This is a genomic window from Rhodococcus quanlei (assembly GCF_055231015.1).
In genome coordinates this window covers 38,659-51,616 of sequence record NZ_JBUYWD010000016.1, presented here as the reverse complement: position 1 = coordinate 51,616, position 12,958 = coordinate 38,659, and the positions used below count along the sequence as shown (strand labels likewise).

Here is a 12,958-nt window from a genome sequence, read left to right as displayed (position 1 = left end):
GGAGATTATGCAATTGGAGGTTATGACATACATGGTTACCGACGTCGCAATAGTGGTAATAGGTGCAGGTCAGGCCGGGCTGTCGACCGCCTACCATCTGCGGCGATCTGTGGCGCGTCACGACTCGGAGGCCGGACACGACAGCGGCTTCGTCGTGCTCGACCACGCCCCCACCCCCGGAGGCGCGTGGCAGTTCCGCTGGCCGTCACTCACCCTCACCACGGTCAACGGCGTTCACGACCTGCCCGGCCTCGGTTTCGCCGACACCATCGACGGTAATCGTATCGACGACGATCTGTCGGTTCGCGCATCCGACGCCGTGCCGCACTATTACGCCACCTACGAAGAGAAGTTCGATCTGCCGATCCGCCGACCCGTGCACACCCGCATCGTCTGCGATCGCGGGGAGCGACTACGCATCGAAACCGATCACGGCGACTACTACGCACGCGGCCTCGTCAACGCCACCGGTACGTGGGAACGGCCGTTCTTCCCCTATGTTCGCGGGGCAGAAACATTCTCCGGCCGACAACTGCACACCAAGGACTACCGCACCGCCGCCGAGTTCGAGGGAAAGCACGTCCTCGTCGTCGGCGGCGGCATCTCCGCGATTCAACTCCTGGACGAAATCTCACAGGTCACCGAGACCACGTGGGTCACGCGACGCGAGCCGGTGTTCAGTGACGAGCCGTTCACCCCGGAACGAGGCCGCGCCGCAGTCGCCGTCGTCGAAGATCGGGTACGCAAGGGACTTCCGCCGGGATCTGTCGTTTCGGTGACGGGACTGCCACTGACACCCGCGATCCGCGCGGCCCGCGAACGTGGCGTGATGAACCGTCTCCGTATGTTCGACGAAATCGTCCCGGAAGGTGTTCGTTGGCCGGACGGCACCACCCGTGCCGTCGACGTCATCCTGTGGTGCACGGGATTTCGCAGCTCGCTGGATCACTTGGCACCCTTGCGTCTGCGGGGGCCCGGCGGTGGCATCACGATGACCGGACGGCTCGCCACCCAGGTCGCATCCGATCCGAGAATTCACCTCGTCGGCTACGGCCCCTCCGCATCGACCGTCGGTGCCAACCGTGCCGGCCGGGCGGCCGCACACGAGCTGACCCGACATCTAGGCCTCGACTAGGAGCCCGAAGGGAAGAGAGAGCTGGACCCGGGCACTGTCGGCGCACTGTTCCCTTCGAACAGTTCGTCGACGAACGCCACTTGATCGGCTTCTGCATTGAACATGCTCGGGATGTGCTCGCCCGGATACATCCGGAATTCGGGCGTCGATCCGGCAGCACGCATGTCGTGGACCAGCTTCAGTGTCAACGGGAACGGCACCACCCGGTCGGCGATGCCCTGCGCGATGAACAGTGGCCTGTCGAATCCGGACACGGGCACCGCCAAGTAGTCACGAATGGCGGCCTGCAGATCCGGTTCGTTGAGTGAACGGGACAGCATCTGCGCCACCGACACACCTTCGGTGAGCTTCTTGAATTCCGCGTAGGGAAGCTTGGGGGCCGCATCGACCAACGAACGGCCCAGCGGAGTCAGATAGCTGTCGATGTCCAGTTCGGGGTACACATCACGCATCCCGGCAATCACGAACGTCATGAAGTTGGTGAGACCGGACAAGATCGCCGGCGGAAACAGTGGACCCGCGAACGGTGCGAGGGTCTCGATGTTGGACGGCACACCGGTCGCTACTGCTCCGAGATAGTCCAGTTCGGGGGCATATTCGGTCGCCATCTGCGCAGTGAACACGGCAGCGTGTCCGCCCTGCGACAGCCCGACCACGACCCACCGCGACGACAAACTCGGCTCGATCTCGCGGGCGGCCCGCACCGAGTCGATCACGGCGTGCGCAGCAGTCCGACCGTCCAGGTACGGCGGGACGCCTGGGGTTCCCAACCCCACGTAATCGGTTGCCGCCACCGCGTACCCGCGCCCCAGCCAGTTCGCGACGTAGTCGCGGGTGCGCACGTCCTCTCCCTTGACGGACGGCGCATCGAAGTCGGAATCACCAACAGTGCCGTGGGCCCAGGCGATCACCGGCCACCCTCCCTCCGGGGGCTGACCTGGTGGGACGTAGACGACACCTGTGGACCGGGTGATGCCCCGCCGATCGGTCGTCAGATAGGTCATTCGGTGTGCTTCCCCCGTGCCGTCCAGCCACAATTCGCGCGGCAGTTCGGACGACTCGACAACAGTGCCCACCGCCGGTGCCGCCATGACCATGCCAGGTGATGCGATCAGAAGGAGCCCCGCCGAGATGAATGTTGCCACGAGCATGAATAGTCGCCGCATGAAACCACAGTAACCGGAGCGCATGACCGACGTAGCCCGTACGAACAGACAAGTTGATAGGCCAATGTCGAGCGCGGACCTCGAAATCTGTCTACTTGACCGGAATACGACGGCCGCGAAAGCGTCCACGAGATCGAAGCCCTGTATCCGGCAGCGATCGTGTGGGCGAATCGGACGCTGCATCCGGAAAGCCAACGGTCCGCAGGCCGAGAACGAACTGATGGATCAGGAACGCACTCCCCCCGAACTTCCTCGATCGGCTCCGGGGCAAGGCGCGCGTGCTGAAAGGATTGCGGCCACTACGATCGAACGGTGGTTCGGATTCGCGTGCTCGGCACGCTCGAAGCCGTGGGGGCAAGGGGGCCTATCGACCTGGGCGGGCCCCGGCAACGTGCTGTTCTCGCACGATTGCTCGTGGCCCGTGGTGAAGTGGTGCCCGTCGACCGTCTCGTCGAGGACATATGGGACGGAAGCCCACCTACTCGCGCAGTCGGGACACTCCATGCGTACGTGTCCAACCTTCGCCGAGCAACCGAACCGGACCGCCCGCCACGAGCGCCGTCGGCGGTAATCGTCAGCCGACCGCCTGGTTACGCGCTGACCCTTGCCGAGCACGACGTCGACGCCTGGGAATTCGAGTCCCACGTGCGGTCCCGCCCGCCCGCGGACGCGAGAACGCCCGACTCTGCCCTTGCTCTGTGGCAGTCAGCTCTTGATCTGTGGCGCGGGCCTGCGTATGCCGAGTTCGCGGACAGACTGTGGGCAGCGCCGGAGGTGGCTCGATTGGACGAGGTGCACTCGGCTGCACGAGAGCAGTTCGCGGCTGCCGCGCTGGGGTCCGGCGACCTCGTGACCGCCGTGATCGAGGCGCAACGCCTCACCCGAGAACAGCCGCTTCGCGAGGAAGGATGGAAGGTGCTCGCGACCGGGCTGCACCGCTCCGGTCGAACCGCCGATGCCCTGGCTGCGTTGCGAACCGCTCGCAGGCGATTCGTCGATGACCTCGGATTGGACCCGGGGCCCTCGTTCGACCGGCTGGAACAGCACATCCTCACCGGAACGTCAGCGGCGCGAGAGGCGGGATCGACCGATCCGAGATTTCTCGGCCGTGAATCCGAGATGGATGCTCTCCGATACGCCGCACAACCGGATTCGACACAGATCGTCACCGTTGTCGGCGACGCAGGTTCGGGAAAGTCCGCGCTGATGCAGCAACTTGCCCGAGAACTAACCGCGTCGAATTGGACGGTGGCCGTGGGACGTTGCCCGGAAGTGGACGGGGCACCTCCAGCCTGGGCGTGGGTAGAGATACTGCGTTCGTTGCGTCGCCATTCGGACCCCGGAGCATTGTCGAGAGCCCTGTCTCCCTTGTCCGATTCAGCACAGACCGAGTCCAGCGAGTTCGACGAGCAGAACCCGAGCGAGCTGGGGCTCGATGCCGAAGTCGGGCGATTCGCACTCCATCGAGCCGTGGTCGACTATCTCGACGACGTGAGCATACGTGGTCCGCTCGCGCTGATCGTGGACGACGTGCACCGGGCAGACCGTGAGACCGCGGCTCTGATCGGTCGCGTGGCCGCCGAGTGCAAGCATCTCGTGATCGTCATCGCCTATCGCCCAGTCCAATCGGCCCCGTTGGACGACGCCCTCGCCGACCTGGCCGAACTGCACCCGACCCGGATACGCCTATCCGGCCTGGACGCCTCCGACTCCGCCGCACTGGTACGCCGAGTGTCCGGCACCGATCCTGATCAGACCGTTCTCGATGCGCTCGCGGAGCGGACCGGCGGTAACCCCTTCTATCTGCGCGAAAGTGCCCGGCTTCTCGCCAGCGAAGGCGCACTCGTGGCACTCTCCGATGTTCCCGAAGGTGTTCGCGACGTCCTGCGCAGACGTTTGGCTCGTCTTCCCGAAACCGTCGTGTCGATACTGCAGCTGGCGTCGGTGGTGGGCCGTGAAGTCGAGGTCGAGGTACTGACGAGTGCAGCGGAGGACGATCCGGAGAGTGTGTTCGACGCGTTGGAACTCGGAGTCGCAGCAGGACTCCTCGACGAACCCTCGGTGGGCACTGTGCGTTTCGCGCACGCGATCGTCCGGGACACCCTGTACTCGGATCTGACGCGGTTACGCCGTAGTCGCTGGCACGCTCGGGTCGGCGAAGCGCTCGAACGCCTTCGGCCACACGACTACGCAGCGTTGGCACACCACTTCGCCGAAGCGTTGTCCACCACGACCGCCCGCCGCGCCATCGGTTACAACCTTGCCGCTGCGGACCAGGCCGTATCCCGTTATGCACACGACGGCGCAATCGGGTTCCTGCGCAACGCAGAGGCCGCCGCGGGCGTACTGCCGGCAGACGACCGGGCCGGCGCCGAGGAATGGGTCGACCTCTACAACCGGATCGGGCGGACTCAGTTGGCGGCCGGATTCGGCCGGGACGCGATGCTCACCCGCGATCGGGGCCTGCAGATCGCCCGCACCGCCGGGGACCCCCTGTTGATGATCGACACCCTCACGTTCTCCGACACGCCTACGCCGTGGCTGAACCGTCGCTACGGTGCCCTGGACACCGAAGTCGTCGAGCAGATCGAGTCATTGCTGCGCATCCCGGACCTCGACGGCGCCGAGCGCTGCCGGTTACTGACCGCCCTGGTCGAAGAAGTGATCGGTGAAGATTCCGACCGCTGCGGCGCCGCAGCCCGCGAGGCTGAGGTGCTGGCTCGGCGCACCGGCGATGCGCGGCTGATCGGATTGGCGTCGAATGCGCTCTATTCCGCGGGATTACGTATGTCGCCGATCACCGGCCGGAACGTCGGCGACGAACTGATCGAGGTCGGTAATCGCTGCGACGCACCTGTCTTCGCCATGTTGGGGCACTCGGTGAAGGCAAACGACGCGGCGGGGATCGGTGACACCGAGACGGCTCGCACACACCTGGACTCGTGGCTGGCTCTCGCGTACCGGTACGGGTGGCGACAAGCACAGGGAACGGGCGCTATCACGCACGCACTGCTCGCGCACATGACCGGCGACCTCGGGTCGGCGGAGATGCACTACCGAACCGCTCACGGCAAGCTCGAGCGTGCCGGGTTGGACGCGGACAACGTCCTGGCGTTGGGATTGTTCACTGTGCGTCTCACTCAGGGTCGGCTGGCCGAACTCGAGCCCCTCATCCGCGAGGTCGACAGCGACGCACCCGACGTCGTAGCCGACCTGCTCGCACTCATCCTGCATGCCACTGGACGAGAGAGTGAGGCCCGGGCCGCTCGCTCGGTGCTACGTCCGGTCCGCAGAGACTTCTTCCACTCGTTACTGACCGGGATCCGGGGAATCGTCATCTGCACACTCGCTGAGGAGGCGGAAGCCGCTGCGGCCTATCGCGACCTGCTTCCGTACTCCGGCCGAGTGGCCGGCGCGGACTGCGGCGGGTTCAGCATCGGCCCTGCCGACACGATTCTCGGTGATCTCGCCCACCTGCTGGGCGCTACCGATCAGGCGGCGGCGCACTACGGAAAGGCCCTGACGGTGGCCGAACGCTGCGGGTGCACAGAGTGGATCGCCGCAGTTCGGGATCGCCGGTAAAGCGGGCCGCAACCCGACTCCAAGTGGATCACTAGAGCCGTCGAGCACCGTAGACGCGAATCACACGGCACGCGAAAGGCTCACCATGAGTTCCCTTCTCCACCGGCTTGGTTTCGGTGCGGCGACCCACCCCTGGCGAACTATCGGGGGCTGGATGGCGTTGCTCGTCGTCGTCCTCGGCGCTGCACTCACATTTGGAGGTGAGACCCATGACGACTACAACGTTCCGGGACTTCCCGCCCAGGACGGTATCGACATGCTCTCCGAACACTTCCCGGAGCTCGCCGGTGCCGACGCACGCGTCGTGGTGCGTTCCGACACCGGCACCGTCGCACCGGAAGCACTCGCAGACCTGAACACCAGGCTCACGGAGTTGCCGGGCGTAGGCTTCGTATCGCCTCCCCGAATGTCCACAGACGGCGACACAGCGCTGATCAGCGTCGGGTACGACATTCCCGTCACCGATTTCAAGGGAAGCGAGGGAGTCGACGCCCTGATGGAGGCGACCGCTCCCACGGCCGACAGCGGGCTCGACGTGGCCTTGGGTGGTCAGATCCCCGAGAACATCTCGAAGCCGTCCGGTACGGCCGAAGCTGTGGGAATCGTTCTCGCACTCGTCATCTTGGTATTCGCATTCGGATCGGTGATCGCGGCGGGGCTTCCGATCGCCGTTGCGCTCGTCGGCGTGGGTATCGGCTCCGGCTCGATCATGCTCATAGCCGCCTTCACCACGATCAGCACGATTGCACCGACCATCGCGACGATGGTGGGAATCGGCGTGGGTATCGACTATGCGCTGCTGCTCGTGACCCGCTATGCCGAAGGCCTGCGGGACGGAAAATCCGTGCCCGACGCCGTGGCAACAGCGAATGCGACGGCCGGAGTCAGTGTCATCTTCGCCGGCACCACAGTTCTCGTGTCTTTGCTCGGGTTACGGCTGGCGGGCCTGCCGATGTACGAGTCGTTCGGATACGCAACCTTCGCGATGGTCGGCATCGTGATGCTCACGTCGGTGACGCTGGTTCCGGCACTGTGCGGGCTGGCCGGCCGGCGTGTGCTCGGACGTCGCCGACGCCCCGAGAAGGCCGGCCCGAGTGCCACCCGGCGCTGGGCCATGCGCGTGTCGCGGCATCCGTGGTTGTGGGCGGCCACCGCACTCGGACTGCTCCTCGTGCTCGCCGCACCGGTACTGGACCTGCGAACGTGGCCCCAGGACGCCGGGAGCTACCCCACCTCGAACACCGCCCGTCAGGCCTTCGACACAATTTCGGAAGAATTCGGGCCCGGCGCCAACGCACCCCTCATGGTGGCTGTCGACCTGGAAACGCTCCCGGCCAGCGAACTTCCCGCGCTGGCGAGCACGCTCGCAGCCGATCCAGGAGTGGCAGCCGTTGCACCCGCAATCACCAACCCCGAAGGCACCGCAGCAATCCTGAAGGTGCAACCCACCACTGCCCCGAGCGACCCTCGCACCGAGGAACTCTTGGTCCGGCTACGAGGCGAGGTTGGCAACGGAGTGCACATCACCGGACTCACGGCGATGTTCTCCGACATCTCGGGGCGCCTGGCAGACCGGTTGTGGTTGGTGATCGCATTCGTCGTCACCTTGTCCGTGGTGTTGCTGACGGTCGTGTTCCGGGCGCCTGTGGTGGCACTGAAGGCGGCCGCGATGAATCTGATCTCCGTGACGGCCGCTTACGGCGCCATGGTAGCGATCTTCCAATGGGGATGGGGCGCAGAGCTTCTCGGTCTACCCCATGCCACTCCGGTGTCCAGTTGGGTGCCGATCCTCATGTTCACCATACTGTTCGGCTTGTCCATGGACTACGAGGTGTTCCTACTGTCACGGGTTCGGGAACGCTGGCTTTTCACCCGCGACCCGCGCGGCAGCGTGGTCGAAGGCTTGTCGTCGACAGGTCGAGTCATCACCAGCGCAGCGGCCATCATGGTGGCAGTTTTCGCCGGGTTCGCACTGGACCCCGACGTCACCGTGAAGATGATGGGCGTCGGCATGGCCGTCGCCGTACTCATCGACGCCACCATCGTGCGCATGGTGCTGGTTCCGTCCACCATGTACCTCTTGGGCAACGCCAACTGGTGGGTGCCGAAGCGGTTCGAGGAACGCCGAGGATCCCCGGACCAGGACACCGAGCAGGACACCGACCGTTCTTCGCAACAGATCGAGACGGTCGACGCGGTGAGGTGATCAGCCGAAGGTATCGGGGTCCCCGCCGATTCGGCCTGCGAGGTCGCTGTCGTCGAGGGCCCCGATCGCGTTGATCTGGCCGGGGGTCAACTCGAAGTCGAAGACCTCGAAGTTGGCGGCGATCCGCTCCGGGGTCACCGATTTGGGGATCACGATGTTCCCGATCTGCAGGTGCCATCGAATGACCACCTGTGCGGGCGTCTTTCCGTGGGCAACGGCGATGCCACCGATCACCTTGTTACCCAGGACCGTGCCCTGCCCGAGTGGTGCCCAGGCTTCGGTCGCGATGCCATGGCCCACGTGAAATGCGCGCAGGTCCGACTGGCTGAACCCCGGGTGCAGTTCCACTTGGTTCACCGCCGGAACCTCGCCGGCTTCCGCTATGAGCTTCTCTAGGTGCGCCTGCGTGAAATTCGAGACACCGATCGATCGCGTACGGCCATCCTGCTTGATCTCCTGCAACGCCTTGAACGTGTCGACGTAGAGGCCGTTGCGCGCCACCGGCCAGTGAATCAGGTACAGATCGACGTAATCGAGACCCAATCGAACGAGGCTGCTGTCGAACGCCCTGCGTGTGGCGTCGTAGCCCTGATCATCGTTCCAGAGCTTGGTGGTGACGAACAGTTCGTCACGCGGGATACCGGAGTCGGCGATCGCGGCACCCACACCGGCTTCGTTCTCGTACACCTTGGCGGTGTCGATGCCCCGGTAGCCAGCATTGAGCGCGTGAGTGACCGCGTCGTAGGTGTCGCCCTCCGGCACCTGGAAAACCCCGAAGCCGAGAGCCGGAATCGCGTTTCCATCGTTCAGCGTGATCGTCGGAACCGTGCTTGTGTGGCTGTTGAACGTCATGCTCACGCATAACCTCCTCGGGAAACGCGCTGTTCCTGATCTCCCACACTGTGAAATTCAGTTACCAAAGTGTGAACCTATTGGTGTCGGAACAGGTGACACCGGGCATACCTCTCGAAATGGCGACCGACGCCGACGACTGGTTGAGGGGTGGACATGGGCCTCGGGTACGAACTTGCCTACCGTTTCCGAGTCACCCCGTGGGAACAAGCGGGTCAGATCTTCGGCACCCAGATCGACAACCTACTGGGCTCGGAGGTGACACCGCCGGGCAGAGCTCTGGACATCGGCTGCGGCTCTGGCGACCACTCCATCGAACTCGCACTGCGCGGCTGGAATGTCACAGGTATCGACATGGTGCAGTTGGCACTCGACCGTGCGCGACGCAAAGCTCGCGACGCGGACGTGGACGTTCGGTTCGTCCACTCGGATGCCACCGACCTCCATCACACCGTCGGACACGGATTCCAACTGATTCTCGACGTAGGTTGCTTCCACGGAATGAACGATCACGAACGTGACAAATACGGCGAGGGGGTCACCGAGGTGGCGGCGCGTGGTGCAACTCTCCTGATGTTCGCGTTCGGGCACGGCCATCGAGGTCCACTTCCGCGGGGCGTCCGCAAACGCGATCTCGACCGACTGTTCCCCGCATGGGAACTGGCCGCCGATCTGGACGCCGACACAGTCGGAATGCCGGGACCGCTACGCAGCGTCGACCCACGTTGGTTCAGGTTGGTGCGACGCTGACCCCGAACGGTGGGATGTCACCCGAAAGGGAGCCCGTTGGCCGGTACCGTGCACGGATCGACGAAGGTTGCCGCCACCACCGTCTTCGCAGCAGCGGGTGGGTCCGCTCGCTGAGCTGACTACCTGTCGGCATGCCGACCGTAAACGGCGAATCCATTGCTCGAGCAGTTCGTTCGAGTCCGCGGCCGCTACGGCGGCCAATCCGACAATCAGGAGATTCCATGAAGCGGTGCATGTTCCTCATGGCGCTCGCCGGTGTGCTCGTCACCGGTGCGGCGTGTTCGACCGACTCGTCATCCGATACCACGACGACGACCGCCAGCAGCAGCACGGCAGCACCGACCTCTGCTGATTCCGCCCCCACCGCAAATCCGGGTAACGGAGTCGACAGCGGAAACCACAACGCACCGGTACCGAGTCCCGCACCGAACAACGGCCCGATCAACCAGGGCGAACGTGGAGCAGACGGCTCGACCGGCAACAACTTGTCGGAGGAATACTGCGCCCAGAACGAAGACCCCGGTTGCCCGGCCGGTAGCTATGTCGGGCCCAATGCAATCCCGAACCCGAACGGCGACGACTCTTACGTTCCGTGCGAGGGCACGATCTGCACCAACCCGAACCACGGCGCCGGCACCGATCCCAGTGAGAACGGCGGTGACCAGGGTGCCGATCAGAGCCCGGTAGCCGGCGCTCCCTGCGAGGGTGACGGAACGTGGGTCCACGCCGAGGTCGGGAATGCCGCTCACTACGGAACCGAATGGCTCTGCCAGCACTGATTCGACCCTGATCTCCGGTCCACGGCAGTTTTTCCGAGCGTGGTGGCCCGGACTCCCCTACCGAGTCCGGGGCACCTCGCTTACCGCCCCCACGAGCGGTCACCACGGCGAGGAGGTGGACGGGAACGAGTGCAGTCATCGGCGCATCCAACGGCACGCCGGGGATAATCAGCCCATGACGGCAACACTGCGCATCAGCGGACTCTCGGCTTCGCGTGGTGAACGCATTCTCTTCACCGACCTGAACCTGACGGTGGCACCGGGAGACGCGATCGGGTTGGTCGGCGCAAACGGCGCCGGCAAATCGACGCTGCTGACCGCTCTTGCCGGAGTCGGCAGCGCCGAGACCGAGGGCACCGTGACCCTTACACCTCCCGATGCCGTGATCGGATACCTCGCGCAGGAACCCGACCGCATCGTCGGCGAAACAGTGCAAGACTTCCTCGGTCGCCGCACCGGAGTCGCCGAAGCCGAGGAGTCGATGAACTCGGCAGCCGAGAACCTCGGTGAATCCGATGTGGACCTGTACTCCCCCGCACTCGAACGCTGGCTGGCCCTCGGCGGCGCAGATCTGCCCGAACGCGCGGAGAAGGTGGTGTCAGACCTGGGGCTCGGCGTGCCGTTGGATGCGCAGATGACCGCATTGTCCGGGGGCCAAGCCGCACGAGCCGACCTCGCTTCCCTTCTGCTGTCCCGCTACGACGTCCTCCTCCTCGACGAACCCACCAACGACCTCGACCTGCTCGGACTCGAACAACTGGAACGGTTCGTCGGCGAAACACGCAGCGCTCTCGTCGTCGTCAGTCACGACCGAGAGTTTCTGGCGCGCACCGTCACCGGGATCGTCGAGCTCGATCTGCCGCAGCGTCGAATCGCCGTATACGACGGCGGTTACGAGGCATACCTGGCTGAACGCGAGATCGCCCGGCACCATGCGCGGCAGGCGTACGACGAGTACGCGGACACACGATCCGCACTCGAGTCCAGAGCGCAGATACAACGGAACTGGATGGAGCACGGCGTCCGCAACGCGCGACGCAAGACCAAGGACAACGACAAGATCGGCAGGGCACTGCGCGCCGAATCCACCGAGAAACAGGCGGCGAAAGCCCGGCAGACGCAGCGCCGCATCGAGCGACTCGACGTGGTGGAAGAACCGCGCAAGGAATGGGAACTGCGCATGGAGATCGCGTCCGCCCCACGAAGCGGTTCGGTGGTGGCAACGCTGAGCGGCGCAGTCCTACGACGTCCGGATTTCACGTTCGGCCCGGTCACCACGCAAATCGACTGGGGTGACCGCATCCTGGTCACCGGTGAGAACGGCTCCGGGAAAACCACCCTGATCTCGTTGCTGCTGGGCAAGGCACGGCCCGACGAGGGCAGCGCATCGCTCGGGTCCGGCGTGGCGATCGGTGAAGTCGATCAAGCGCGAGCCCTGTTCGAGTCCGACGAGACGGTCGCCGCGGCCTTCGGGGCGCAGGTTCCGGCCTGGCCGGAGGCCGACGTGCGCACGTTGTTGGCGAAGTTCGGGCTCACGGGCCACCATGTCTTGCGTTCGGCCATGTCGCTGTCTCCCGGAGAGCGCACTCGCGCGGGCATGGCGCTGCTCCAGGCGCGAGGGGTGAATCTACTCGTCCTCGACGAACCCACCAATCACCTCGACCTGCCCGCCATCGAGCAACTCGAACAGGCCGTGGAGAACTTCACGGGAACATTGCTGCTCGTCACTCATGACCGACGCATGTTGTCGACCACCCGCAGAACACGCCGGTGGCGGATGAGCAACGGAAAGCTGGCCGAAGACTGACCGACTCGAACCCGAAAACCTGTTGCCCGCGGTTTTCCGGACCCCGTAGGGTCACCAGGCTTCACCGACACCGACCCGAAAGGGACGAACCGACCATGGACCCCATCACCGAACGCGACATCCGGTCGTCGTTCGTCAACTGCTCGAAGGGCGACGCCAAGCGCCTTCCCGTTCCGCGCGATCTCGACGATCGCCCCTGGGACGATCTCGATTTCCTCGGCTGGACCGACCCCTCGTTTCCCGGCCGAGGGTACGTCGTCGTGCCGCAGGACGGCCGGCTCGTCGGAGTTGCTCTGCGCTACGAAGTCGGCGGGTTTCGCAAGAGTCAAATGTGCACGATCTGCCTGACCACGCACCCGAGCGGGGGCATTTCGCTCATGGTTGCCCGCAAGATCGGAGAATCGGGGCGGCGCGGAAACACTGTCGGCACATACATCTGCCAAGACCTGGCCTGTTCCCTCTATGCCCGCCGCAAGAAGACACCGGCACTGGGTCGGCAGTTCCGCGACGACACCCCGCTCGGCGAGCGCATCGAGAAGGTTCGAACCAATATCGACACCTTCGTCTCCCGCTTGGACACCTAGCGCCTGTGCGTGGTTGACGAGTCCCTGCACTCGCTAACCACGCACAGGGCGCGGAGCGCCCTGTTGACAAACTGTTGTGTTTTTACAACACTTTGTT

The 12,958-nt window shown here is 64.8% G+C and carries 9 protein-coding genes; 7 read left to right on the top strand and 2 right to left on the bottom strand.

Annotation, left to right across the window (positions count from 1 at the left end):
* Window positions 1–31: 31 nt before the first annotated feature.
* Entirely contained in the window at window positions 32–1,135 is a 1,104-nt protein-coding gene (locus ACZI8Q_RS12875; protein ID WP_463373931.1) for an NAD(P)-binding domain-containing protein, read from the top strand.
* On the opposite strand, the gene ACZI8Q_RS12870 is transcribed toward ACZI8Q_RS12875, so the two are convergent.
* Window positions 1,132–2,301, bottom strand: coding sequence for a lipase family protein (locus ACZI8Q_RS12870; protein WP_463373930.1), 1,170 nt, complete (start codon window positions 2,299–2,301; stop codon window positions 1,132–1,134). The genes ACZI8Q_RS12875 and ACZI8Q_RS12870 overlap by 4 nt on opposite strands.
* A gap of 312 nt (window positions 2,302–2,613) precedes the next feature.
* On the opposite strand from ACZI8Q_RS12870, the gene ACZI8Q_RS12865 reads away from it, so the two are divergent.
* Together ACZI8Q_RS12865 and ACZI8Q_RS12860 are read left to right on the top strand one after the other, a co-directional pair.
* On the top strand, window positions 2,614–5,883 hold the full coding sequence (locus tag ACZI8Q_RS12865; protein ID WP_463373929.1) for a BTAD domain-containing putative transcriptional regulator: 3,270 nt from the start codon (window positions 2,614–2,616) through the stop codon (window positions 5,881–5,883).
* An 85-nt stretch (window positions 5,884–5,968) separates the two neighbouring features.
* Window positions 5,969–8,089 carry an MMPL family transporter gene (locus tag ACZI8Q_RS12860; RefSeq protein ID WP_463373928.1) on the top strand — a complete coding sequence of 707 codons (2,121 nt, stop codon included), beginning with the start codon at window positions 5,969–5,971 and terminating at the stop codon, window positions 8,087–8,089.
* Here ACZI8Q_RS12860 and ACZI8Q_RS12855 read toward each other — a convergent pair whose 3' ends face one another.
* Window positions 8,090–8,941, bottom strand: coding sequence for an aldo/keto reductase (locus tag ACZI8Q_RS12855; RefSeq protein WP_463374045.1), 852 nt, complete (start codon window positions 8,939–8,941; stop codon window positions 8,090–8,092).
* A gap of 156 nt (window positions 8,942–9,097) precedes the next feature.
* Here ACZI8Q_RS12855 and ACZI8Q_RS12850 point away from each other — a divergent pair, with 156 nt between their 5' ends.
* The 4 genes from ACZI8Q_RS12850 to ACZI8Q_RS12835 all read left to right on the top strand — a co-directional run bounded on the left by ACZI8Q_RS12850 (window position 9,098) and on the right by ACZI8Q_RS12835 (window position 12,861).
* Window positions 9,098–9,691, top strand: a complete 594-nt coding sequence (locus ACZI8Q_RS12850) for a class I SAM-dependent methyltransferase (protein WP_463373927.1) — start codon at window positions 9,098–9,100, stop codon at window positions 9,689–9,691.
* 221 nt (window positions 9,692–9,912) lie between these two features.
* Window positions 9,913–10,470, top strand: coding sequence for a hypothetical protein (locus ACZI8Q_RS12845; protein WP_463373926.1), 558 nt, complete (start codon window positions 9,913–9,915; stop codon window positions 10,468–10,470).
* Between the two features lie 175 nt (window positions 10,471–10,645).
* Window positions 10,646–12,277, top strand: a complete 1,632-nt coding sequence (locus ACZI8Q_RS12840; RefSeq protein WP_463373925.1) for an ABC-F family ATP-binding cassette domain-containing protein — start codon at window positions 10,646–10,648, stop codon at window positions 12,275–12,277.
* Window positions 12,278–12,372: 95 nt separating this feature from the next.
* Window positions 12,373–12,861 (top strand): FBP domain-containing protein, encoded by a 489-nt coding sequence (locus ACZI8Q_RS12835; RefSeq protein WP_463373924.1) that lies wholly within the window; start codon window positions 12,373–12,375, stop codon window positions 12,859–12,861.
* Window positions 12,862–12,958: the final 97 nt, after the last annotated feature.